This window comes from Longispora sp. NPDC051575 (assembly GCF_040681875.1).
Classification (GTDB): domain Bacteria; phylum Actinomycetota; class Actinomycetes; order Mycobacteriales; family Micromonosporaceae; genus Longispora.
In genome coordinates, this window is sequence record NZ_JBFAZP010000002.1 from 427,946 (window position 1) to 452,549 (window position 24,604).

Sequence of the window (24,604 nt, forward strand, 5' to 3'; positions counted from 1 at the left end):
CTTGTGCCCGCCCACCGAGCCAGCGACGCCGGCCCAACGGGCGGTTCGTGCCCGCCCACCGAGCCAGCGACGCCGGCCCAACGGGCGACTTGTGCCCGGCCACCGGGCCAGCGACGCCGGTCCAACGGGCGATTTGTGTCCGCTCATAGGGCCGCCGCCGGCTCAACGCAACGGGCGGCTCGTGCCCGCTCGCAGGTCCGCCGCCGCCGGCTCGACGCAACGGGCGGCTCTGCGCGCCCGGCAGGCCGCCGACGCCGACTCAGCGGACGGTTGGTGCCGGCTCGGCGGGCGGCGTGTGCCTGCCTCAGCGGGCGGTGTGTGCCCGCTCAGCGGGCCGCGAACGCTGAGGCGTCCTCGCGGATGGCGCGCAGCTGGAGCAGTACCCGCGGCTTGAGGCGTTTCGTGAGCAGGGTGTCGGCGGAGCCCGCCGTCTCCGGGCGGCCCGGGAGCAGCTGCGGCGCGAGGTCGCGGGCCGCGAGGAGGGCGCCGGCGGCCTGGTCGACCTCGTTGAGCCGGAGGCTGACCGTGCACATGTTGAGCTGCCAGAGCAGTGCCGTGAACGGTTCCGGCGGCGGGGTGCCGGCGAGGGCGCGCGCGCCGTGGAAGTCGCGCCGGGCGACCGCGATCTTCATGTGCCACAGGTCCAGATCGGAAGGGCGGAAGATACCGGTACCGAGGAGGTCGGCCGTGCCGTCGGACCGCGCCAGGAGCCGCCGGGCCCGGTGCACCTGGTCGCTGCCGTCGGACCGGCGGGTGTGGGCGTGGGTGAGTCCCTCGACGATCGCGAGGGTGGCGTGGCCGGCCGCCGCCGCCGGACCGTCGACGGGGGCCGGGCGGGCGTGTTCGACCAGGGCCAGGGCGGTGGCGGGTTCCTCGTCCTCGATGGCGAAGATACCCCGCAGGGCGGTGACGACCGGCGACAGCGCGGCGGTGGCCACGGCCAGGTCGGCGGCCTGTTGGGCGATGTTCAGGGCGATGAACGCGGTGCTGAGGTGGCCGAGCATCCGCAGGGCCAGGGCGACGTCGTAGCACGCGTGCGTGGTGTCGTCGGGTCGGTCCTGGACGGACAGCGCGCGCAGGACCGGCGGCGCGACGGCCAGGACCTGGACGAAGTCGCAGGCCACCCGGGCGGTGCGGAGCGCGGCCAGGTCGGCGGCGAGCTGCGGGTACGGGGCGGCGGCGCGGTGGGGGGCGGTCAGGGGGAGCAGGGACCGGTACACCCGGTGGGCCAGGTCGTCGATCGCCTGGCGGGTGGGCGGGCCGCCGAGGAGGAGGGCGGAGACCTCGCACCCCAGGGCGTCGGCGAGCATCGTCACGATGGTGAGGCTGACGCCGTGCCCGGTGCCGGACTCGATCCGCGACACGGTGGCGTTGCTGATCTGGGCCCGGGCCGCCAGTTTCCGTTGGCTCCAACCGCGTTGCCGGCGCAGGGCGTACAGCCGGTCGGCGAGGGTGGGGGGAATCGGTGACATCGTCTGGAGGTGGCCTTCGCGACGTGGGACACCAGTCTCCCACGCGGGTCCCCCGCGCCGCCCGAGGACACAGTCGGGTGTCGGACTCTCCGGAAAGGCCGCCCGAAGGCACGGTCGGGCTCCGGCGGGTGACTTCCCCGGGACACTCGCGGCTCCGCCGAGGACAGCTTGAGCCGCTGGGCCGGTGACTTCCTCGACGATGCCGCAGGGCACCGGGTCCGCGCGATGGCACGATCAGGTGCGTACTCCCGCTCGCCACCGGGCACCGGGTCCGCGCGGTGACACGGTCAGGTGCCGTGCTCCCGCTCGCCGCCGGGCACCGGGCCTGCGGCTGGCACGATCAGGTGCGTACTCCCGCTCGCTGCCGGGCACCGGGCCCGTGGCTGGCGGAGAGCCCCGGCGAAGGACAGCGGCCCCCAGCGGGAGGTTCCGGCATCCCGCTGAGGGCCACTCCGGGAGTTCAGCTCACGGCCTGCTTCAGGAGCGCGGCGATCCGCTTCCCGGCGGCGGGGGTCAGCTCGGTCAGCGCGAACGAGTTCGGCCACAGGGTGCCGTGGTCGAGGTTGGCCTCGTCGCTGAAGGCGAACGTCGCGTACCGGGTCTTGAACTTGCCCGCGGCCACGAAGTGGCACACGATCTTGCCGTCGCGGGCGTAGGCGGGCATGCCGTACCACAGCTTCGCCGTGAGGACCGGGGCGTGGGCCTTGATCAGGGCGTGCAGGCCCTCGGCGATCGCGCGGTCGGCGTCCGACATCTCGGCGATCTTCGCGAGCACCTCGACCTCCGGGTCGACCTTGACGCGCTTGGCGCCCGCCTTCAGTTCCTTGGCGCGCTCCTTCATGGCGGCGCGCTCCTCCTCGGTGAAGCCGTCGTACTTCTCGCCGGTCGCGTCGGGGGTCTTCTTGGTGGTCGCCATGACTACGTTCCTCTCAGAGGTGCGGACGGACTGCCCGGCGGGCGTACCCACCGATTGTGGCATTGTTGATCTTGCGGTTGGTCTGGTTCAGGAACAGCCGGCCTGCCGGCGGGTCGGCGCGTCGAGCCGGTCGCAGGCGTTGGCGAGCGCGACGGTGAGCAGCAACGCGGCCAGTTCCCGCTGGTCGAAGTGCTGGGCGGCCAGGTCCCACACGGGGTCCGGCACCGGGTCCGCGCGGTCGGCGAGCCGGGTCACGGCCTCGGTCAGGGCCAGCGCGGCCCGCTCGGGTCCACTGAACCAGGGCGTGTCCCGCCACGCGGCGACGGCGTGCACCTGCCCGGCGGTCGCGCCGTGCCGGACCGCCTCGCCGACGCCCCCGGCCACCCCCGGCCCGCAGCCGTTGATCTGGCTGACCCGCAGACGGCACAGCGCCAACAGCCCGCCGTCCATCCCGGTACCGGCGATGACCTTGTTGACGCCCAGCAGGGCCTCCCTCGCCCCGGGGACCAGAATCGCGGGGTCCGGCATCCGCTCCGTCGACATCGTGTCCTCCTCCGTGCGTCGCTGACAGGAGTCATCCCACCATCGACGCCGCCGTCCCCGCGCCGCCCGTGGGACACCGTGGGACACCCGCGACCCCCTCCACCAGGGCAGACTCCGCGCTGAACCGAAATCGCCGGGCGGGACGGGTACGGTGTTGCACGTGTCCAGCCCCCACGACCACCTGGTCGGCCAGCTCTCCCGGATCAAGGAGCTGAGCGGTCTCAGTCTGCGCGCCCTCGCCCTCCAGGCGGGCCTGAGCAGCTCGTCGCTGTCGCGGTACCTGGCCGGTCGGCTCGTGCCGCCGTGGGAGGCCGTCGTGGCGCTGTGCCGGGTCGTGGGCCGCGACCCCCGGCCACTGCGCGCCGGGTGGGCCGAGGCGACCAGGGCCGGTGCGGCCCCCGCCCCGCGCCGCAACGACCTGCCGGCCGACCTGTTCGACTTCACCGGCCGGGAGACCGAGGCCGCGCTGGTCGAGGAGCTGCTGCGCACGGCCGGCGCGGTCGCGGTCGACGGGATGGGCGGCGTCGGCAAGACCAGCCTCGCGGTGCACGTGGCCCACCGGCTCGCCCCGGCCTACCCGGACGGCGGGCTCTACATCGACCTGAACGGCTTCACCCCCGGCCAGGAGCCCCTGGAGCCGCAGGCCGCGCTGGGCCGGCTGCTGGCCGCGCTGGACATCACGCACCCGCCGGCCGGCGCCGCCGAACGCGCGGCGCTCTGGCGGTCCGAGCTGTCCCGCCGCCGGGCCCTCGTCGTGCTCGACAACGCCGCCGACGCCGGACACGTGCGCCCGCTCCTGCCCGGCGCGGGGCGGTCCGCGGTCCTCGTCACCAGCCGGCACCGGCTCGTCAGCCTCGACGGCGTGCCCCCGGTGTCCCTGGAGCCGCTCGCCGACGCGGACGCCGCGCACCTGTTCGGCCGGGCCGCCGGGCTCACCCTCACCGGGCAGGACGCGGTCGGCCAGGTACTGCGGCAGTGCGGCGGGCTCCCCCTCGCGCTGCGGATGGCCGGCGCCCGGCTCCGGCACCGCCCCGGCTGGACGGTGGCGGTGCTGGCCGAGCGGCTGCGGGACAACGCCGGCCGGTTCGACGCCGTGTTCGGCATGTCCTACCAGCAGCTCGACACCGAACAGCGCCGGATGTTCCGGCTCCTGGGCGTGCTGCCCGGCACCGACTTCGACGCGGCGGCGGCGGGCGCGCTCGCCGACACCGCGCCCGACCAGGTGCTGGAGGAACTCGTCGACGCGCACCTGGTGCAGGAGCTGTCCCCCGGCCGGTACCGGACGCACGACCTGATCCGGCGGTACGCGGCCGACCTCGCCGCCGAGCGGGGACCGGAGTCCGACGCGGCCCTGCGCCGGGTCCTGGACCACTACCTGGCCCGAGCCGTCGCCCACGACGCGACCCTGCCCGCCCCGCACCGCCCCCGGCCCACGCCGGGCGATCCGGCGGAGGCGATGGCCTGGTTCGACCTGGAGTACGTGAACCTGGTCGCCTGCTTCGACGCCGCCGTGCGCCTCGGCGCGGACGAGGTGGTGGCCGCCCTGCCGCAGGCCATGCGGGTCTGGTTCTTCCGGCACCGGGGCACCGACGACCAGGCCCGCCTCCTGGAGGGCGCGGCGGCCGCGGCGGAGCGGCTCGGCCGCGACCGGGAACGGGCGGCGCTGCTCGCGGACCTCGGCTTCGCCCGCGCCGCCGCCGGCCGCCTCACCGAGGCCCTCGCCGCCTACGGACGGGCCGCGCGGTCCGGCCCGGACGACGACGAGCTCGCGGCGGGTCTCGCGCTACGGACCGGCTTCGCGCTCCGGGACCTCGGCGACCTGGAGGCGGCCCGGGAACGGTTCCGGTGGGCGGGCGCGCTGTTCGAACGGCTCGGCCGGCCCGCCGGGCGGGCCCAGGCGCTGGCGTTCGAGGGCTGGGTGACCCTGGGCCTCGGGCGGCCCGGCGAGGCCGTCGACCTCGCCCGCGCGTCGCTGGCCCTCGCCGACGGGCCCGCCCGGATCCCCGGGCTCGTCACCCTCGGCCTCGCCCTGGCCCCGGACGAACCGGCGGAGGCCCTGCGCCTGCTCCGGGACGCCGTGGAGCTGGCCGAGCGGAACAACCTCGCGCACAACCAGGCGTGGTGCCGCAACTACCTCGGCGTCGCGCTGCGGATCACGGGCGCGTACGAGGAGGCGCTCGACCAGCACCGGCGCGCCTTCGAGCTGCTGGAGCCGCTGGCCGAGGTGCAGCTGGAGCTGAACGTCCTGCACAGCTACGCCGAGACGTGCCGGGTGGCCGGCCGCCGCGACGAGGCGTTGCGGCTGCTGGACCGGACGATCGAGCTGGCCCGGGAGCTGGGGCGGCCGTACGACGAGAAAATGGCGCGGGAAGCCGTCGACCTCATCCGGTAGCGGCCCGCCACTGTCGAAGCCGCCCAGCCACGCCCCGGCTAGGCCGCCGCCCGGGCCAGTACCCACAGCCGGTGGTCCCAGCCCAGGTCCCGGCTGGACAGCACCGTCAGCCCGGCCCGCCCGGCCAACGCCTCCACCTGCCCCGGCGCGCGCAGCCCGGAGCCGAACGCGCACCGCAGCCGCAGGTCGTGCAGCAGCACGTCCACGTCGTCGACGGCCTCGGGGCGGCACTCCTCGACGAGGAGCACCCGGCCGGCGGCGTCGAGCAGGCCGGCCGTCTCGGCGAGCACCAGGACGGCGTCGGCGTCGGTCAGCCAGTCCAGGGCGCGGACGAACAGGTACAGCCCCGCGCCGGCCGGCGGGGTCAGCCCGCTCCGCGGGGTCAGTTCGATCCGGTCGGCCGAACCCGGGTCCAGGGCGTGGATCCGGACCGCGTCCAGGGCGGAGGGCAGGCCGGCGATCGTCGCGCGCAGGCCCGGGTGGGCGCCGACGAGCGCGTTGACGACGGCGCCGGCCCCGTTGCCGACGCCGGTGAGATCGGGCACGGTCGACCAGTCGTACCCGGTGACCACGGCCGGGGCGACCCACAGGGCGGTCTCCTCGACCGCCGAGCGGGCCGAGACGGCCAGGGCCGGGGTGGTCCCGATCGCGGTGGCCAGCGGGACCCCGGCGGAGGTGCGGTAGCCGGCGCGGCCGGTGCGCACGGTGTCCACCAGGCCGGCGAGGGACAGGTCGAGGGCGGCCCGGGCGCCGTCGAGGTGGTACTCCTCATGGGAGTGGTCGTCCTCGGCCAGCTCCTCGCCGAGCGGGGTCAGCCGGTGCCGACCGGAACCGTCCACGGCGAACACGTCGATCGCGACCAGGTACGCGAGCAGGGCTTCCAGGCCGGCGGGATCGGAGCCGGTCCTGTCGGCCAGCGCGGCCACGTCGGCGACCCCGGCGTGCACGAGGTCGACCAGGCCGAGGGTCACGGCGGCCCGGATCGCGAACCCGGGGGCCAGGTCGGTGAGGGCGTGCAGCCGCTCGTGGGTGGCGTCGTCCCGGGCCGCCTCCGTGCGCCGCCAGTACCCGGTGATGTCGGTGTGGTCGCGGGGCACCTCGCGGTCGACCTTCAGGTGCCGGCGGACGCCCTTGAGGGTGCCGGCCTCCCCGGCGGCCCAGACGAACACGGCACCCGGCAGCCAGTCCATGCCGCGGACGGCGCGTTCGAGCAGGTCGGTGGTGCCGGCGGGCGCGCCGTCCCGGTACAGCCAGGTGATCTCGGCGGCGGCCCGGGTCGGCAGGTCCTGGCGGTGCGAGGCGTCCGCGACCTCGACGAACACCCGGGCCACGGTGTCGGCGGGCATCTCCTCCAGCCAGCGGGCGATCGCCGGGAGGGCGGTCTCGTCGCCGAGGGCCAGGATCCAGTCCACGCCCGCCGGGTGGCTGTGCGACATCTTCGGGCCGGCGATCCACGCGGTCTGGCCGGGGGCGGCCCGCTCGGCCCAGGTGGCGGCGTGGCCCCAGCCGTGCCGGACGAACTCGAAGTCGATCTCTCCGGCCTCCGGGTCGTACCGGCGCGGGGTGTAGTCCTTGCCGATCGGCCGGGCGTCGGCGGGCCAGTCGAGGTGGCTGACGTTCTGGGTGGGCAGCACGGGGTGGTCCTCGCCGGGGGCGGTGAAGAAGAACTTCACGTGGTCGTCGAAGCCCTCGGTGCGCAGGGCGGGCAGGTCGAGGCCGTCGCGGTGGAAGGCCCGGAGCTGGGCGCCGCCGAGGGTGATCCGCCGCAGCCCGGGGTGCACGTCGGTGACCCGCAGGACGGTCAGTTCGCGCAGGACGATGGGGAACGTGACGAGGGTACGGGGACTGCGGCCAGGCATCCGGTGCTCCTTGGGCGGGGTGGCGCGGGGCGCCCCGACCGGCAGCGTACCCCGACCCGACGACGCCGACTTAGGGTAGCCTTGCCTATTCGATGGCGCGCGCGGGGGTCAGGCGCGCCAGGTACCCGTCGAGGAGTCGGATCTGGCGCTCCGGCGGGTAGGCGTCCGCGCCGCCGAGCAGCACCTGGACGATGAGCCCGAGGCTGAACGACTGGATGTCCGCCGCGAGCTCGTCCGGGTCGGCCGGCGCCAGCTCCCCGCGAGCCTGCGCCGCCCGGACCAGCAGACCGAGGCGCTCGCGGGACCGGGCGTAGCGGGCCGCGTGCCCGGCCGCGAGCTCCGGGTCGGCCAGCGCGGCGTCCCAGGAGCTGACCCAGATCCGGTTGTCGGCGGCGGCCTCGGGCGTCAGCGGGAGGATGTCCACCAGCGCGGCGCGCAGCGCGGAAAACCCTTCGAGCCCTTCCTGAGGGGTACGCCGCGGCCGGGTCGCCCGGCGCTCCTCCAGCAGCGCCAACGCGTGGCCGAGCAGGTCCTTCTTGCTGGGGAAGTAGTGCGTGAGCAGGCCGGTCGTGGCGCCCATCTCGGCGGCGACCGCGCGCATCGTCAGCCCGCCGAACCCGTGCGCGGCCAGCACCCGCCACACGGCCGCCGACACGTCGCGGCGCCGGGCGTCGTGATCTCCCTTGTGGCGTGGCATGCGGCCAGGATACATTCGCGAAACACCTGTTATGTAAATGGAGGGCCGATGGTCGTCATCCCACCGCGCGAGAACGCCGACGAGTGGCCCGGGGCCGCGCCGGACCCCGGGGTCAAGGCCGAGCTCGACCGGCTGACCCACACCTTCCTCGGCGCGTTCACCAACACCGGCGGCACCCTCCCGAACGTCGACGTCATCCGCGACGTGTTCATCCCGGAGGGCCGGATCATCAGCAACGTCGGACCCGAGCCGGTGCTCTACGACCTCGACGGCTTCATCGCGCCCCGGCGGAAGATCCTCACCGACGGGACGCTGACGGAGTTCTCCGAATGGGAGGTCGCCGAGCGGACCGAGATCTTCGGGGGCGTCGCGCACCGGTTCAGCGAGTACCACAAGAAGGGGTTTCTGCACGGCGCGTGGTTCGAGGGCGCCGGCCACAAGAGCACCCAGTTCGTGCGGACGCCGGCCGGGTGGCGGATGTGCTCGATGGCGTGGGACGACGTGTAGGGCCGGCTGTCCGGCGGGGGGCGCGGAGCTGTGACGTCGCAGTCGGCGTCCCCGTACCTCAAAAGTTCCCTAAATATTCGGCGGATTCCTTCCGGTCGGCCCTCCGGGCACATAGCTTCGCGGGGCAGACAACCCGAGTGAGGTAACGATGCCGACCGACGCGTCCTTCGGGGACCGTTCCGCGATCGACGCCCTGCACGCCCGGCACTACCACGGGGTGGTGGGCTTCCTGCACCGACTGACCGGCGACCGCCGCCTCGCCGAGGAAGCGACCCGGGAGTCCTTCCGCGACGCGTGGCACCAGACCACCGACCGGCCGCTGACCTACCCGCTGCTGCCCTGGTTCCTGGGCACCGCCCGCCGCCGGGCCACCGCCCGCTCCGAGAACCTCAGCCCCCGGCGGAGCACGGTCCTCGAACTCTCGGTGTACTGGAACCTCACCACCCCGGAGATCAGCCGGGTACTCGACATCAGCCGGGTCAGCGCGGCGCTCCTCGTGCTCCGGACCGGCCGGGTGTTCACCGGTTCCCCCGAACTGCTCGCCGCGCGGTTCGCCGAGGCCGACCGCCACGACCACGCGTCCGTCGACCTGGGACCGCTCCCCGCCGGCGGCAGGGCCACCCGGACCCTGCTGGTCGGCGGGTTGGCGGCGGCCGCCGTCCTCGTGGTCCTCGGCGGCACGGCGGCGTACAAGCTGCGGCCCACCGACGCGCTGTCCGGGCCGCCGCCGTCGCTGTCCGTCCCGGAACCCGCGGCGGAGACCAGCACGAACCCGGTGCCCACGCCGTCGCTGTCGCCCACGCCGTCCCCCTCGCCGACGCCGACCGTGGCGCCCAGCCCCACGCCGGCCAAGCCGTCGCCCACGAAGGCGAAGCCCACGTCGGCGAAGCCGGTTCCGGTGCCGCCGAGGCCGTCCGGCATCAGCGACGTGGAGGCCGAGGTCCTCGCGCTCGTCAACCAGCGCCGCGCCGAAGCGGGCTGTTCGGCGGTCCGCTACGAGGTGAAGCTCGCCCAGGCCTCCTACGACCACAGCGCCGACATGGTCGCCCGCGACTACTTCTCGCACACCACCCCCGAGGGGGTCAGCCCGTGGGACCGCGCCAAGCGGGCCGGGTACCTGACGCCGTCGGCCGAGAACATCGCGTCCGGCAGCACCACGGCCCAGAGCACCATGGACATGTGGATGAACTCGGCCGGGCACCGGGCCAACATCCTCAACTGCGCGTCGAAGGCGATGGGCGTGGGCAAGGCGTCCGGCGCCGGCCGGATCTACTGGACGCAGATGTTCGGCACTCAGTAGTCGTCGCGGGCCCGGGCGTTGTGCCGCGCGACCAGGCCCGGGAGTTCGGCCAGCGAGTCCACGCGGAACAGGCACCGCCCGGCCACGTCCGGCAGGTCGAGGATGTGCCCCCACGGGCCGCGCCGGATCAGGCACGCCGCCAGACCGGCCGCCATCGCCGGGCGCGCGTCGTTGTCGGGCCGGTCGCCGACGTACAGGATCGAGGACGCGTCGCCGCCGCCCTCGCGGACCACCCGCTCGAAGAAGGCCGGTTCCGGCTTGGCCACGCCCCAGCCGTCCGACGTGCCGATCACGTCCACGGGGAGGTCGAGGCCGCGGAGGATCGTCTCCGCGTGGGCGGGCTGGTTGCCGGCCAGGCCCACGAGCAGGCCCTGGTCCCTCAGGGCGGACAGGCACCCCCGCGCGTCGGGGTAGAGATCGGCCTCGCCGAACGACTCCGACCTGCCGGCGGCCGCCCGGCGCTCGCGCTCGACCGCGAGATCCACCCCGGGCCGGAAGGTCCGGAACGTCTCCCGCCAGTCCTGCCCCCGGGCGATCACCGCTCCGAGGACCGCCGACATCGTGTGCCGGGGTACGCCGAACCAGTCCGCCCAGCCCTCGAACTCGTAGGACTCGTCGACGATCGTCCCGCCGACGTCGAAGAAGACCGCGTCGATCACTGGCGTACCTCCGGCCCTAGAGGCCCATCGGGATCGGCTGCCGGGGTGCGCCACCCGCGAGCAGGGCGGCCAGCCCGGCCGACAGGGCGCGCGGGGCGAACACCGCGGGCCCCTCGTACCCGTCGAGTTCTTCGGGGGTCCACCACCGGAAGCCGGTGACGTTCTCGGCGGCGAGTTCCGCGTCCGTCATCGAACCCCGGGGCTCGAACGGGCCGGTCCGGACCAGGAAGAAGTCGTTGATCACCCCGTCGTAGCCCTTCGCGTGGCCCTCGGCCACGACGACCTGGTGCCAGACGTGCGGCGGGTCGTCCCCGGTGATCCGCAGGCCGATCTCCTCGTCGAGCTCGCGGCGCAGCGCCTCCAGGGGCGACTCGTCGGGTTCGACGCCGCCGCCCGGGGTGGCCCACACCTCGAGGGGACCCTCCGGCTTGTCGAACGTGAACCGGCACAGCAGGACCCGGCCGGAGTCGTCGACGACGAGCGCGCGGGCGGCGGGTCGGAGGCGGGGTTCCATGCCGGCCAACCTACCCGGGGTCGGGGTCCGGCCGCAGTCCCGCCGCCTCCGCTCCGGGCCGCTCCCCTCCGCGAGGACCGGCGGCACCTCGCCCGCCGTGAACCGGCACGGCCGCGTCGTTTCCGCTGTGCGCGCCGCCGGGTCAGTCCAGGGCGCCGAGGTCGAGGACGTGCCAGGTCAGCCGGTCGTTGTCGCCGGTGGACCACCACAGGGCCGCGCCGTGGCCGAGTACGGTGCCCACCGGTCCGGCCACCCGGACCAGGCGGCGGCGGGTGGTGTCGTAGACGTACACGTCGGTCGTCCCCAGCAGGATCTCGAAACGGTCGAGGAGCGCGACGTCCCGCAGGGCCGGGCGCAGGTCCCCGGCGGCGAGCCGGCGCCGGTCCCCGCCGTCGGGGCGCATGAGTTCGTGCCGGGCGACGCCGTCCTGGCGGAGCACCCGGACCCGGCACCAGACCGGGCCGCAGTCGAGGATCTCGGTGGCCTCGCCCCGCACCGGGGTGCTCCGCAGGGTGGTGACGTCGACCAGGTCCGTGGAACCCGGTTGTTCGACGGCGGCGCTGACGGCCCAGGGCCAGGCGGCGAGCGAGTACCGGCCGGGGAGGGTCGTGCGGTGCACCGCTCCCCCGGCCAGCGCCACGGAACGGATCTCGGTGGCCGGGCCCGGGACGCTGGCGGCCCAGCTCACGGTGGCGTCGTGGACGACCAGGTCGCCCTGGGCGCCGAACACGACCATGCGCCCGGTGTCGGCGGTCACCGGGGCCGGTCCGGTGCCGTCGGGTCCGGCGCGCCAGATCTCGCCGGTACCCGTCGTCTCGGTTTCGAAGGTCTCCGCCCAGACCAGGCCGGCCGCCGTGGCGGTCACGCCGACGAAGCGCGGGGACCGGTCGGCGGGCAGCGCCCGGACCACGCGCGGCGGGCCCCCCTCGGGCAGGAACATCAGGCGCACCTGGGTGCCGTCGGCCGAGGGGGACACGCCCACGGAAGTGCCGGAACCGACGACCATCGGGGTGTACGGCGCCCCGCCGTCCAGGTTCCCCCGCAGCTCGACGGGCCTCGCGTGCGGCCACACGTCGCCGAGGCCGGCCGGCTCTCCCCCGCGCGGCGCGGGTCCCGGGCGCACCGGGGACGGCAGCGCGACCACGACCGCGCCGAGGACGAGCGCGACGGTCAGCGCGGCCTTCCGGAGCCGGGCCGGGGTGACGGTGCGGGGCGGCACGGCGGCGGGGACCTCGACCGGGCCGGCTTCGTGGATGCCGGGAGGCACGGCGGCAGGTTCCTCGGCTGGGACGGCTTCGTGGGCGCTGGATGGCACAGCGGTGGGGATCTCGGCTGGATCCGCTCCTGGAGCGCCGGACGGCACGGAGCCGGGGACCTCGGCCGGATCCGCTTCGTGGGTGCGGGGTGTCATGGCAGTGGGGCCGGGGACGTCGCGTCGGCGCGCAGGAGGCGCGGGGTGCCGGTGCCGTCGGCGGGCACCGCGAACAGGGTCGGCCGGCCGGCCTCGGGACGGCTGTAGGCGATGGTGGCCGGGTCGAGCCAGGTGGGCTGGTCGTCGACGTGCGCGGGCTCCGCGAGCGGCACGTCGGCCCCGGTGGCCAGGGTGAGCACGTGCAGCCGCCACCGGTCGCCGGTCCGGAACTTGTAGGCGATCCGGGTGCCGTCCGGGGACAGCGACGGGCACTCGACGTTGCCGCGTTCGGCCGTCATCCGGCGGGTGCCGATGTCGCCGCGCATCAGCCAGGTCCGGCCGGCCGAGGACATCGTGGCGTAGAAGGTGCGGTCGTCGCGGGCGAAGGTGACACCCCAGAAGTTCATGTCGGGCGCGGAGTACGGGCGGCCGTCGACGGTGACCGCGTAGTCCTCCAGGGAGCCGTGGTGGGTGCCGGTCTCCAGGTCGTAGAGGCCGGCGGTGGTGGAGAACCGCCCCTCGTTCAGGTACGAGTCGCCGTCGCGGAACACGGTCCACGCGACGAACCGGCCCGACGGGGAGACCCGGGCCCGGCTCGGGGTGCCCCACGCGGAAAGGGTGCGGCGCTCGGCCAGGTGGGCGTCGTACACGACGATGCGGGTCGAGCCCGGGGCGGCGTCCGTCCGCAGGCAGACGAGGATGCCGGCGGCGGCGTACGCGCGCTCGCACGCCGGGCCCGAGCCCAGGACGCGGCCCGGTTCGGCGAGTGCCGCCTGCGTGACCCTGCCCGGGGATCCGGCCACGTACAGCATCGTGCCCGGCCGGGTCAGGTCCACCGGGGGGCCGCCGGACGTGTCGTGGCCGGGGCGGAGGGCGACGTACGCGCCGCCGGCCAGCAGGGTCGTGACGATCAGGGCGATCCCGAGGAGGGGGCGGCGGCGGTCGGGGCGGGTGGCTCGGGCGGGCGGGGCGAGGGTTGCGGTCACCGGGGTGCCTCCGGGCGGTCGGTGGAACGAGGGTGGCGGTCGCCGGTGACCTCAGGAGAGGAGCAGGGATCCGGGCCCCGCCGCGCGGTGCGGCACGTGGCGGTCGCCGTGCTGCATGTGGCGGTCATAGCGCGGTCCCGGGGCGGCCGATGTCCTGGTGGCCGGTGTGGGCGCCTCCCTGGCGGGTAGTGCCCTGGCGGCCGATGCGGGCGCTGGCGACGAGGGCGACGCCGAGGGCCGCGGCGAACACGAGGAACGCGGGGCGCAGGGTGAGACTCTGGGCGAGGAGTCCGAACGCGACCGCGCCGCCGGCCCGGGTGAGCGCCTGGGCGGTCTGGACCACGGCCAGGCCCGTGGCGCGGACCGGCTCGGGGATCAGGGGCGCCGCGCAGGCCATCAGGACCCCGTCGGTGGCGGCGTAGAAGAGACCGTGGCAGGCGAGTACGGCGGCGGCGACCGGCCAGCCGGGCACGCCCGCGACGAGCAGGTACCCGGCGAGCAGCAGCACGTGGCCGGCCAGGAACACCCGCCACCGGCCGAGCCGGTCCGCGATCCGCCCGACCGGGGCGGCGGCGAGCATGAACGTCAGCGCGGTACCCAGCGGGAGCAGCGGGAGGACGGCCGGGTCGAGTCCGGCGCGCTGCTGGAGGGCCAGGTAGAGGAACATGTCGCCGACCGTGCACAGTCCCAGCAGCCCGGCGGCGACCGCGATCCGGCGCGGGCCCGAGCGGCCGAGGACGGCGAGCCCGGCCCGCAGACCGGGCCCGCCACGCGTGACCGGGGTGGCGCCGTCGGGACGCCGGCCGGTGGCGGGCATGGGGACGAGGAACAACAGGAGCAGGACGCCGACGAGGCCGAGGCAGAAGCTGACGGCGAACACGGAGTCGTACCCGGTGGCCAGGCCCGCCACCAGGCCGAACGCGAGCACCGGCCCGAGGAGCGCCCCGGCGGTGTCCAGTGCCCGGTGCACGCCGAACGCCCGGCCCAGGGCGGCGGGCGGGGTGGCGAGGGTGATCAGGGCGTCGCGGGGCGCGGTGCGGATGCCCTTGCCGGCCCGGTCGGCGGCCAGTACCAGGGAGATGCCGGCCAGGGATCCGCCGACGAGGGGGAAGCCGAGTTTGGTGAGCGCGGACAGCGCGTAGCCGAAGGCCGCGACCAGGCGGGGCCGCCGGAGCCGGTCGGCGAGGTGGCCGCCGACGAGGCGGAGCGCGGCGGTCGCCCCGGTGTAGAGGCCGTCGATCGCGCCGAGCTGGGCGTAGCCGACGCCGACCCGGTAGACGAGGTACAGGGGCAGGATCGCGGTGACCATCTCGGCGGACATGTCGGTGACCATGCTGACCAGGCCGAGTCCGACGACGGTGCCGGAGACCCGGGTCGCGGCGCGCGCACCGGGCCCGCTCCCGGCGGCGGGACGGCCGTCAGCGGCGGGGCGGCCGTCAGCGGCGGGGCGGCCGTCAGCGGCGGGGCGGCCGTCGGTGCCGGGACGGCCGTCGGTGGCGGTCAAGCCCTCGACGGCCAGGTCACCGGTCGCGAGTGGACCGCCGCCGTGGGCGGGCGACGCGCCAGCGGGCGAGGCGCTGGCAGGCTGGCCGCCGGAAGCACGTGGACCGTCGGCGCCGACCCGTGAGGCATCGGCGCCCGGAGCGGGTTCGGTGGGTGGAACGGGAGTGGCGCGCGCGCTGGACAGGTACACCCGGAAGCTCCTTTCGTCGGGGTGGCCCCGGGTCCGTGGGCACGCCACGGACCCGGGGCCGCTGTCAGCCGGCCGTGACCGCGAGGTCGTCGACCGCCGCCTCCCAGAGGCTGGTGGTGCCGCCGTCGGCGGTCTCGATCTGGATCTGGACCGTCCGGCCGGCGTAGGCCGACAGGTTCACCGTCTGGGCGCGCCAGGCGCCGTTGACCTCGGTGCTGGCGGTGCCGAGTTTCTCGAACACCGTGGTCGCCGTGCCGCCGTCGATCACCGTGATCCGCAGGTAGTCGTCGGCGGTGGCGTTGCCGCCGTGCGCGAGGTTGTACTGGAACGTCAGGTTCGCCGCGCCCGGCACCAGGATCTGCGGTGACCGGACCGAGGTGACCCCGCCGTCCACGTCGTTCGCGCCGTCGGTGGCCCCGGCGAGCCTGCCGGTGACCAGGCAGTTCGACCCGCTGGTGGTGTCGCCCAGCTGCTTGACCTGGTTGACGTTCGTGGCGATGGTCTGCTCCGGGTCGCCGCGTTCCCACTTGCCGGAGGTGGCGGTGTCGGTGCCGGCCGCGTTCACGGTCCAGCCCTTGTCGGTCTCGAAGTCGTCGGCGAACCCGGCGCTGGTGGCCCCGGTGACGGTGACCCGGACGGTGGCCGTGCGCGACAGGGTGCCGCCGGCCGCCGTCACGGTCAGGTCGTAGGTGCCGGCGGCGGCCGTGGCCGTGGTGGCGATCGCCAGCTGTGCGGTGGCGGTGCCGTTGGCGGCGGGCGTGACCGGGTTGTTCTGCAACAGGGTCGACACGCCCGCCGGGGCGCCGGACACGGTCAGGGCCGTGGACTCCGAGTACCCGTTGAGGCTGGTCACGCTCACCGTGCTGACGTTCTTCTGGCCCTGCGGGATGCTCAGGGTCGTCGGGGCCGCCGTGACCGTGAAGTCCGCCGCCCCGGTGCCGGTGGTGGTGACCCGCACGTCGTCGACCGCGGCCTCGACGAGGCTGCCGCCGGAGGCGTCCGCGGTCTCCACGAGCAGGTGCACGGTGCGGCCGGCGTAGGAGGACAGGTTGACGGTGGCCTGCTGCCAGACCCCGGCGACCTTGGCGCCCGCGCCCAGCTTCTCCAGCACGGTGCTGCCGGTGGTGCCGTCGACGACCTTCACCCGCAGGTAGTCGGCGGAGGTGGTGTTGTCCCCGAACGAGTAGGTGTAGGAGAAGGACAGGGCGGAACTACCCGTCGCCGGTACGGTGATCTGCGGCGACCGGATCGAGGTGACCCCGCCGTCCACGTCGTTCGCGCCGTCGCCGCTTCCGGCGAGCCGGCCGGTGACCAGGCAGTTCGATCCGCTGGTGGTGTCGCCGCGCTGTTCGACGATGCCGGAGGTCGGGTCGGTGGTCTGTTCCGGGTCGCCGCGCTCGTACCGGCCGGACGTGGCGGTGTCGGTGCCGGCCGCGTTCACGGTCCAGCCCTTGTCGGACTCGAAGTCGTCGGCGAACACCGTGCCGCCGCCGCCCCCGGCCGGGGTGACCGTGAGTTGCAGGGTCGCGGTGTGGGTGAGCGCCCCGGAGGTGCCGGTGACCGTGACGGTGCTGGTCCCGGTGGCCGCCGACGCCGAGGCGGTCAGCGACAGGGTGGCCGTGGCGGTGCCGTTCGCGGCCGGGGTGACCGGGTTCGGCGAGAAGGACGCCTGCACGCCGGCCGGCAGCCCGGACGCCGTGAGGGTGGTCGCGCCGGCGAACCCGTTGAGGCTGGCCACCGAGACTGTCGCGGACCCGCTGGCGGCCTGGGGCACCGACAGCGAGGTCGGGTTGACCGTGACGCCGAAGTCCGCGGTCGTGGTCGCCTTGTGGCAGGTGCCGGAGACGGTGTCGGTGAAGGTCCGCCCCGCCACCGGCACGAAGTCGGCCTTGTACCCGGTCGCCGACAGGGTCAGCTTGCCCACGCCGAAGGTGTTGGCGTCGCCCTTCTCCCGGACGGCGGCCGTGTTGGAGTCCAGCGAGTAGGTGCCGGTGCCGCCGGTGCCGATCAGCAGCTGGCGGATGCCGTTGACGTCGTCGCGGGTGCCGTCCGGCTTCGACGGCGCGAACCGCTGGTAGTTGTGGTCGTGCCCGACGACGACGAGGTCGGCGCGCGCGTTGTACAACGCCGTGTACAGCGGGTTCACGGCCGTCTGGTCGCCGTGGCTGCTGCCGCTGAACCGGGGGTGGTGCCAGTAGGCGGCGGTGCACGGCTTGGTGTTGGCGGCCAGGTCGTTCTTCAGCCAGGTCGTCTGCGCGGAGCTGGTACCCATGTCGATGTTGGAGTTGAGCGACACGAAGTGCCAGTCGCCCACGTCGAAGCTGTAGTAGCTCAAGCCTGCGGGCTTGGCCCGGGTGCCGAAGTAGCCGAAGTAGCCGCTGGCCCCCGAGGTCTTGTACTCGTGGTTGCCCGGCGACGGGTAGGTGATCGACTTGAACTTGCCGTAGTACGGGTCGTACTTGTTGTTGAAGTCCGAGGTGCTGCCGCTGTCGTAGGCGATGTCCCCGGCCAGGATCAGCGCCGCCGGGTTCATCGCGGTCACCAGGGCGGCCGTCTGGTTGCACGAACTGCCGCACAGGTCGCCGACGGCCGCGACGGTCACCGAGGCGTCCGTCAGGGAGGTCGCGCCGGCCTGGTAGGAGTCGACGGCGAACCGGCTGCCCGGGTCCGTCAACTGTGGACTGACCTGGACGCAGTCCCCACCGAACGCCTGGGTGGTGAACGCCCGGCCGGGCCAGTTCGCGGCCGTGAACGTGTGCCCGCCGCCGGCGGTGCCGGTGACGGTGACGGAGTCGGCGCCCCGCAGGGACAGCTCGGTGAACCGCAGCCGCAGCCAGCGCGCGCCCTGGTGGCACACGGTGCGGGGCGCGGCCCCGGGGGCACCGGTGACCGCCGCCCGGCCGGTCACGGTGTTGGGTTCCGCCAGCTGGGGGGTCTGGTCGGCGGGTTCGGGGGCGGCCATGGCCGCCAGGTCGGGTCGCGGGCCGGTGGCCGCCGACGTGCTGGCGACGGTGAGCACCGTGGCCAGCGCGAGCGCGCAGCCGAGGGCTGCCGCCAGCGTCGTCCTTCTGGTTGTTCTCGTGGTTCGCATGGGTCCTCTTCGGTGAGGGGGGAATGACGGTGGCCGGGCCGGAGGAGTGGCCCGGCCACCGGAGAGGGCGCCGCGGGTTGCCGCGGCGGGAACGCTTGTCGGGTGGTGCGATCGGTGCGTCCGCGGCCCGCCGAGGGGCGGCCCCCACGGACCGGTCGGACGCCTGGGAAACTCTGTGGGGGTGTCGGTCACCTCCTCGGGAGAAGTCCCGGGATCACCGGTGCCGTGACCATAACCAGCGTCGATGCGAGGTGTCCGTGACTTCCGCACCGGTACTGGATAAGTCTGGTCGGGCCGCCGATCACGTCCGCTGACCGGCCGGACGCGTCCGCACGCCGGGCCGGCCGGCCGTCCCACAGGGGGTCGGCCGGCCGCCTCGCGTCGGATCGGAACGCCGCCCACGACGCGTCAGAACGTCAGGACCCACCGGTCCAGATAGCCGGTGTCGAACCCGACGGTGTCCTGGACCCGCAACTGCCAGACCCCGTCGGCCGCCTCCGAGGACGCGTCCACGGTGTAGGTCGCGACCACGTCGTCGGCGAGGTCGGACACCAGGGCGGCCTTCAGGGCGTAGGTGCTGCCGTCCGGCGCGACGAGGGTCAGGGCCACGTCGCCCCGGTAGGGATGCCGCACCTCCACGGAAACCTTCAACGCGGCCGGCGCGGGGCCCGACCGACCGGTCACCGTGATCGCCCCGGTGGCGGTGGACCAGTCGGGTACGGGCACGTCGGTCGCGTTCTCGAAACTCACCGGGACGGGTGCCCCGCACGGCACGTACAGCAGCAGGTTCGGCGAACCCGTTCCGGCGCCGGTCACCTTGCCCGGGGTGGCGCAGCCGACCAGCGCGTCGCGGACCTGCTGCGGGCTGGCCGTCGGGTTCGTGGCCAGGTACATCGCCGCGGCCCCGGCGACGAGCGGCGCGGACATCGAGGTACCCGTCTTGACGGAGGTCCCGGTGTCCGACCCCGAGCTCGTCGACGTGATGTCGGACCCCGGGGCGAACAGGTCCAGGCAGGTGCCGTAGTTGGAGTCCGACCGGCGCGCGTCGGTCTTCGTGGTGTTGCCCACCGTGATCGCCTCCGCCACCTTGGCCGGCGACTGCCCGCAGGCGGACGCCCCCTGGTTGCCGGCCGCGAGCGTGTACGTGATGCCGGTGGCGATCGAGTTCTTCACCGCCTGGTCCAGCCCGCCGGCGGAGCTGTGCATGCTCATGTTCACGATCGCGGGCTTGACGGCGTGTTCGGTCACCCAGTCGATGGCCCCGAGCGTGTTGGAGTCGGAGGCGTTGTCGTCGCAGTCGATGACCCGGACGGAGTACACCTTCGCGCCCTTCGCCGCGCCCCAGGTCGCGCCGGCGACGGTGCCGGCCACGTGGGTGCCGTGGCCCAGGCAGTCGCTGGCGTCGGTGTCGTCGTCGACGAAGTCGTAGCCGCTGACCGCCCGGCCGCCGAAGTCCTGGTGGGACATGCGGACGCCGGAGTCGATGACGTACACGTTCACGCCCGCCCCGGCGTTGGGGGCGGTGTAGGTCGTCGACAGGGGCAGCGACCGCTGGTCGATCCGGTCGAGGTTCCAGGGCGCGGCGGCGGAGTGCCCGACGGTGTCCTGCCGGACGCCGGCCACCCGGGGGTCGGCGGCGAGCGCCCGGGCCTGGGCGGCCGTCATCCGGGCGGAGTACCCGTGCAGGGCCGCGGAGTACACCCGGCGGACGGTCCCGCCGTGCCGGCCGGCGAGGTCACCGGCGACGGAGCCGACCACCGCCCGGGCCGGCGACCGGCTGAGCTTCGCCGCGGTGTCGTTGAGGGTGACGATGTAGCTGTCGGGGACGAGTTCGGCGCCGGCCGGGACGAGTACCGGTCCGGTGGGGGTCGGGGTCTGCGCGACGGCGGGTGGGGCTGCGACCACGAGGGCGGCCAGCAGCGCCACGGGGACCGCGAGGGAGCGGCGGGTGTTCACGGATGTCTCCTCAGGGGGGATCGACACGGCACGTCTCGTGACCGTGGATTCCGCCCCTCGATCCCTGGCCGGTCCGCCGTGCGGTCGGCCAGGTAAGGCGCCACTATACGAAGCGCTCCACCGCAGGTCAACGGCCGCCAGAGTGTCCAGTCTCGGTTCCCACGATGCGGCGGTACCCACCCGCGATGATCGATCCTGGTCTTAGAATGGAGCCCGCAGTGCCGAGGTACCGGACGCCCGCACCTCCCCTCCACCGTCCCGGCGTCCATGGCTGAACGAGGTCCCCCACATGGACATAACCTCACAAACCACAACCACCGCGACGGGTACGCTGCTCGCCGGCACCAGCGCCTTCGGCGCCGCCCTGCGCCGGGCCATCCAACACAGCGGGCTCAGCCTGGAGGAGTTGTCCCAGCGGCTGCGGGACCGTCGCACCCCGGTCAGCGCCAGCGCCCTGAGCTACTGGCAGAACGGCGACAACCAGCCCGAACGCGCCCGCTCCCTGGCCGCCGTCACGGTCCTGGAGGACCTCCTGGACCTGCCCGCCGGCGCCCTCAGCGAGCTGATCGGCCCCCGCCGCCCCCGGGGCCGCTGGGTGCCGCGCACCAGCGGCATGGGCTTCGAGAAACTGTGGCGGCTCCCCGACGCCGTGGTCCGCGCCCTGGCGAAGGTCGACGCGACCCCCGACGACCTCAACCACCCCCTGAAGGTGTCCCAGCATCTGTCCTACCGGGTCGACGCGAGCGGCCACGAGGAGTCCGTCCGGGTCCGCCGCCTGATCCGCGCCGACCGGGACAACACCACCCGGGTCATCTTCGTGTCCCGGTGCAGCACCCTGCCCCAGCCGCCCATGGTGACGTTCGCCGACGGCTGCCAGCCCGGCCGGTTCCGGGCCGACGTGCCCACCAACACCTGCGTGTTCGAGTTCCTCCTGCCCCGGCCGTTGCGGGCGGGCGAGATGGCGGCCGTCGAGTTCGGCCTGCGGTACCCGCCCGGGCAGACCGACCGGCACGCCGAGATCGCGATCTACCGGCCCGTCCGCGACCTCGTTCTCCAGGTGACGTTCGACCCGCGCCGGTTGCCGACCCGCTGCTACGCGTACTGGCAGGGGCATGTCAGCCAGCCGGCCGAGAAGCGCGAGGAGCGGGCGCTGGACTGCGAGGCGCGGTCGTTCCAGTTCATCAACCTGGATCCGGCGCCGGGCCAGTACGGCATCGCCTGGCAGTGGACCTGACCCGCCCGGGTTATCCAGAGTTATTCAGTAGGCCGCCCGGTCCCGTTGACCGGTGGGCCCGCGTGCCGCAGGGTCGGTGCCAGCGACGGATCCGGGGTCCGTCCGGCCGCCGGGAGGCACTCGCGCATGTCCGACAGCCGCACCTTCCACCAGCTGACCAGCTACTCCCCGGAGCGGCCCTGGTACGAGCCGATCGACGATCCCCGGATCACGGGCGGCTTCGTGGCCAGCGATCCGGCGCTGCGGCCGGCGGCGTTCAAGGAGTACGACGAGGAACTGCCCACTGTGGAGCTTCCCGTCACGTTGCCCCGGCCGGGCGGCTCGGCGGCGGCGGTGCTGTCCGGCGGCTCCGGGCCGGCCCGGGTCCCCGATCTCGGCCACCTCGCCCGGCTGCTGTTCCGCTCGGCGGGCGTCGTGCGCTACCGCGACACCCCCGACGGCCCGGTGCGCTACCGGGCGGTCGGTTCGGCGGGCAACCGCCACCCCCTCGAGGTGTACGTCGTCACCGCCGGCCTGCCCGGCCTCCCCGGCGGCGTCTGGCACCACGACCCCCTGGGGCACCGCCTGCGCCGGGTGGGTCCGGCCCCCGGCGACGGGCCCACGTTCCTCGTCCTCACGGGCGTGCCGTGGCGGTCCGCGTGGCGGTACGCCGAGCGGTCCTGGCGGCACCTGTGGTGGGACAGCGGCACCGTGTTGTCGCATCTGCTCGCGCTCGCCGCGGACGCGGGCATCCCCGCGCGGGTGCGGCTGCGGTTCCCCGACCGGCTGGTCGGGGAGCTGGTGGGGGCGGCCGAGGACCGGGAGTACCCCCTGGTGCTGCTCGTCCTGGGCGCGGGTGAGCCCGCGCTGCGCCCGGCGCGGCCGGCGGTGCCGGGTCGGCTGCCCGCCGCGCCGGCGGAGTTCCCGCTGATCGGGGCGACGCACCGGGCGACGGAGGCCGCGTCGGGCCTGTGGCTCACGGGCCGGGCGGAGGTGGCTCCCGGGCCGCCGTGGGCCTCGTGGGACTCCCTGGACGAGGTCATCGCGCGGCGGGGTTCCGCCCGCCGGTTCGACCCCGACGCGTCGCTGCCGGCGTCGCAGCTGCGCTGGGCGATGGCGGTGGCCACCCGGCCGGTGCCGTGGGACGCCGGCCCGGGCCTGTTGACCCATCACGTGGTCGCGCACGCGGTCGAGCCCGTCGACCCGGGGGTGTACCGCTGGGACGGCGACCTGCTGCCCGGCACGGACGGCGACCAGCGCGAGGCCGCGCACCGGTTCTGTCTGGGCTCGGACCTGGCCCGCGACGCCGCGTACCTGGTGGTGCACTGCGCGGACCTCGCCGCCACCGTGGACCGGTTGGGTGAGCGCGGCTACCGGGCCGCGAACGTGGAGGCGGGCATCGTGAAGGGGCGGCTGCACCTGGCCGCGCACACGCTGGGCCACAGCGCGTCCGGCATGGTCTTCAACGACGAGCTCGTGCCGGCCTTCCTGCGCGCGGACACCACGGGCCTGCTGGCGACCGTGGCCGGCGTCCCGACCCACCGGGCGGCCCCGGGCGGCACTCCGCTGGATCCGACCCGGCTGCGTCGGCGCTTGTAGCTATTCGTAGGCCCGGGCCGGCGCGGGTACCTCGCGGAACGACTCCACCAGCAGGTAGGGCACCGTTTCCCCGTTGACCGGGTCGCGGGCGGTCCTCGACGAGTACCGTCCGACGACCTCGATCCACGTGTCGGGCGCCAGCCCGCCGGGCACGTCCCCGGCCAGCCCCACCTTGACCGGTCGGGCGTCGGCGGCGCAGCAGGTCAGGATCATCCGGGTGAGCTGCACCTCGCCGCCCGGCCCGTCGGTGGTGAAGCCGGTCAGGAGCACCCGCCGGCCGTCGAGGGTGCGGCCCTGGTCGAAGACCGCCCGGGAGGCGTAGTCGAGCAGGCCCACCCGGGCCGGGTCGTCGGCGGTCAGCGGCGGGAAGTCGGCGTCGGCGCGGCTGCCGAGCGCGGTCCCGGCCCGGCCGGCGGCGTCGGCGCCGAGCGGTCGCGGCCCGACCAGGACCAGGGCGACGACCGGAAGAACCAGGAGCCACGCCACGGGGGTACGACCGTGCGCGTGCCCGTGGCCACCCCGGGCCGCGCCGGCACGCACCGGCTCGACCTGACCCGGATCGGTCCCGTGCGGATCGGCCGGGCGGCGGCGGCCGAACACCTCGGACCGCAGCGTCGCCCCGGCGGTGGCCAGCAACAGCACCCCGGCCGCGACCAGGAACGGCCGCAGCCCCTCCCGGACGTAGCTCAGGTACTGGTCCGTCAGGCTGATCCGCAGCACCGCGCCCCCGACCAGCGCGACGACCACCGACTCCGCCGCCCGGTTCACAGCAGCACCGCCCCGACGGCCACGGCCACCGCGACCGCCGTCACGAACGTGGCCGGCGCGAACCGGAGCGCGAATCCCCGGCCGAACGTGCCGGCCTGCAACGCGAACAGTTTCAGGTCGATCATCGGCCCGACGACGAGGAACGCCAGCCGGGCGGTCAGCGAGAACTGGCTCAGCGACGCTGCCACGAACGCGTCGGCCTCCGAGCAGATCGACAGCACGACGGCCAGGGCGGCGAGCACCAGGATCGACAGCCACGGGTTGTCGGCCAGCGCGGTCAGCCACCGGGGCGGGACGGTCACGTTCAGGGTGGCCGCCGCGAGGCCGCCGATCACCAGGTACCCGCCGGCATGCACCACGTCGTGCCGGCAGGACGCCCAGAACGCCGGCCACCGGGCGAGCCCCGCCAGGTCTGGCCGACCCGGGAGCCGGATCCAGTCGGCGCGGCCGAGCCGGAGCCACAACCAGCCGACGAGTACCGAGGTGATCAGGCCGGCGAGTCCCCGGGCGACGACCATCCGGGGCGCGCCCGGGAACGCGACGGCCGTGGAGGTGAGCACGATCGGGTTGATGGCCGGCGCGGACAGCAGGAACGCGAACGCGGCGGCGGGCGTGACCCCCCGGCGGACGAGCGCCCCCGCCACCGGCACGGACCCGCACTCGCAGCCGGGCAGCACCACCCCGGCCGCCGCGGCGACGGGCACGGCGAGCACGGGGCGGGACGGCAGCGCCCGGGCGAGGAAGCCGGCGGGGACGAACACCGCGATCACGGCGGACAGCGCGACGCCGAACACGAGGAACGGCACGGCCTGCACGACGATGGACACGAAGACGGTCGACCAGGTCCGGAGCCGGGGCGCGTCGAGCAGGTCCGCGAGCCAGCCCCGGGACAGCACGACGAGGAGGAGTACGACGACGAGCACCTCGACGGACCCGGGCCGCCACCGCCCGACCGCCGGCCCCGCGCCGTCCGGGGCCGTGCCGGACACCGACCCGACCGGGCGATCCACGGCCCCCGACGCGGACCC

The 24,604-nt window shown here is 74.9% G+C and carries 19 protein-coding genes; 5 read left to right on the top strand and 14 right to left on the bottom strand.

The genetic code is table 11. The annotated features are described in order from the left end of the window. Positions 1-326 precede the first annotated feature (326 nt). The 3 genes from AB0M43_RS05645 to AB0M43_RS05655 form a co-directional block, all read right to left on the bottom strand. Positions 327-1,472 (bottom strand): helix-turn-helix transcriptional regulator, encoded by a 1,146-nt coding sequence (locus AB0M43_RS05645; protein ID WP_363721483.1) that lies wholly within the window; start codon positions 1,470-1,472, stop codon positions 327-329. 460 nt (positions 1,473-1,932) lie between these two features. Next, positions 1,933-2,388 (bottom strand): DUF1801 domain-containing protein, encoded by a 456-nt coding sequence (locus AB0M43_RS05650; protein WP_363721485.1) that lies wholly within the window; start codon positions 2,386-2,388, stop codon positions 1,933-1,935. Positions 2,389-2,475: 87 nt separating this feature from the next. Beyond that, positions 2,476-2,931, bottom strand: a complete 456-nt coding sequence (locus tag AB0M43_RS05655; protein WP_363721487.1) for a carboxymuconolactone decarboxylase family protein — start codon at positions 2,929-2,931, stop codon at positions 2,476-2,478. 160 nt (positions 2,932-3,091) lie between these two features. Between AB0M43_RS05655 and AB0M43_RS05660 the strand changes: the two genes are divergently transcribed. Further along, positions 3,092-5,323, top strand: coding sequence for a helix-turn-helix domain-containing protein (locus AB0M43_RS05660; protein ID WP_363721489.1), 2,232 nt, complete (start codon positions 3,092-3,094; stop codon positions 5,321-5,323). Positions 5,324-5,361: 38 nt separating this feature from the next. Here the strand turns inward: AB0M43_RS05660 and AB0M43_RS05665 are convergent, their stop codons facing one another. Continuing rightward, complete coding sequence (locus tag AB0M43_RS05665; protein ID WP_363721491.1) at positions 5,362-7,182, bottom strand: SIP domain-containing protein; 1,821 nt, start codon at positions 7,180-7,182, stop codon at positions 5,362-5,364. Between the two features lie 85 nt (positions 7,183-7,267). Beyond that, complete coding sequence (locus AB0M43_RS05670) at positions 7,268-7,879, bottom strand: TetR/AcrR family transcriptional regulator (RefSeq protein ID WP_363721493.1); 612 nt, start codon at positions 7,877-7,879, stop codon at positions 7,268-7,270. Positions 7,880-7,927: 48 nt separating this feature from the next. Here AB0M43_RS05670 and AB0M43_RS05675 point away from each other — a divergent pair, with 48 nt between their 5' ends. Then, the gene (locus AB0M43_RS05675) at positions 7,928-8,386 is read left to right on the top strand and encodes a DUF4440 domain-containing protein (RefSeq protein ID WP_363721495.1); all 459 of its coding nucleotides are present in this window, start codon (positions 7,928-7,930) and stop codon (positions 8,384-8,386) included. A gap of 148 nt (positions 8,387-8,534) precedes the next feature. Continuing rightward, positions 8,535-9,686, top strand: coding sequence for a CAP domain-containing protein (locus AB0M43_RS05680; RefSeq protein ID WP_363721497.1), 1,152 nt, complete (start codon positions 8,535-8,537; stop codon positions 9,684-9,686). Here AB0M43_RS05680 and AB0M43_RS05685 read toward each other — a convergent pair. The 7 genes from AB0M43_RS05685 to AB0M43_RS05715 all read right to left on the bottom strand — a co-directional run bounded on the left by AB0M43_RS05685 (position 9,680) and on the right by AB0M43_RS05715 (position 19,996). Beyond that, positions 9,680-10,345 carry an HAD family hydrolase gene (locus tag AB0M43_RS05685; protein WP_363721499.1) on the bottom strand — a complete coding sequence of 222 codons (666 nt, stop codon included), beginning with the start codon at positions 10,343-10,345 and terminating at the stop codon, positions 9,680-9,682. The genes AB0M43_RS05680 and AB0M43_RS05685 overlap by 7 nt on opposite strands. A 16-nt stretch (positions 10,346-10,361) precedes the next feature. Then, positions 10,362-10,859: an NUDIX domain-containing protein gene (locus AB0M43_RS05690; protein ID WP_363721501.1), complete on the bottom strand. Its 498-nt coding sequence runs from the start codon at positions 10,857-10,859 to the stop codon at positions 10,362-10,364. A gap of 142 nt (positions 10,860-11,001) precedes the next feature. Further along, complete coding sequence (locus tag AB0M43_RS05695; RefSeq protein ID WP_363721502.1) at positions 11,002-12,126, bottom strand: hypothetical protein; 1,125 nt, start codon at positions 12,124-12,126, stop codon at positions 11,002-11,004. A 140-nt stretch (positions 12,127-12,266) separates the two neighbouring features. Then, positions 12,267-13,256 (bottom strand): hypothetical protein, encoded by a 990-nt coding sequence (locus AB0M43_RS05700; RefSeq protein WP_363721503.1) that lies wholly within the window; start codon positions 13,254-13,256, stop codon positions 12,267-12,269. 124 nt (positions 13,257-13,380) lie between these two features. Beyond that, complete coding sequence (locus tag AB0M43_RS05705; RefSeq protein WP_363721504.1) at positions 13,381-14,760, bottom strand: MFS transporter; 1,380 nt, start codon at positions 14,758-14,760, stop codon at positions 13,381-13,383. Between the two features lie 253 nt (positions 14,761-15,013). Beyond that, on the bottom strand, positions 15,014-18,040 hold the full coding sequence (locus AB0M43_RS05710) for a metallophosphoesterase (RefSeq protein WP_363721505.1): 3,027 nt from the start codon (positions 18,038-18,040) through the stop codon (positions 15,014-15,016). 408 nt (positions 18,041-18,448) lie between these two features. Continuing rightward, positions 18,449-19,996: a S8 family serine peptidase gene (locus AB0M43_RS05715; RefSeq protein ID WP_363721506.1), complete on the bottom strand. Its 1,548-nt coding sequence runs from the start codon at positions 19,994-19,996 to the stop codon at positions 18,449-18,451. Between the two features lie 289 nt (positions 19,997-20,285). Here AB0M43_RS05715 and AB0M43_RS05720 point away from each other — a divergent pair, with 289 nt between their 5' ends. Next, on the top strand, positions 20,286-21,230 hold the full coding sequence (locus AB0M43_RS05720) for a helix-turn-helix transcriptional regulator (protein WP_363721507.1): 945 nt from the start codon (positions 20,286-20,288) through the stop codon (positions 21,228-21,230). A gap of 126 nt (positions 21,231-21,356) precedes the next feature. Further along, positions 21,357-22,808 carry a hypothetical protein gene (locus AB0M43_RS05725; RefSeq protein ID WP_363721508.1) on the top strand — a complete coding sequence of 484 codons (1,452 nt, stop codon included), beginning with the start codon at positions 21,357-21,359 and terminating at the stop codon, positions 22,806-22,808. On the opposite strand, the gene AB0M43_RS05730 is transcribed toward AB0M43_RS05725, so the two are convergent. Next, positions 22,809-23,576, bottom strand: a complete 768-nt coding sequence (locus tag AB0M43_RS05730; protein WP_363721510.1) for a TIGR03943 family protein — start codon at positions 23,574-23,576, stop codon at positions 22,809-22,811. After that, a complete protein-coding gene (locus AB0M43_RS05735; protein WP_363722061.1) occupies positions 23,573-24,565 on the bottom strand; it encodes a permease in 993 nt (330 codons plus the stop codon). The genes AB0M43_RS05730 and AB0M43_RS05735 overlap by 4 nt, the downstream gene beginning before the upstream one ends. Positions 24,566-24,604: the final 39 nt, after the last annotated feature.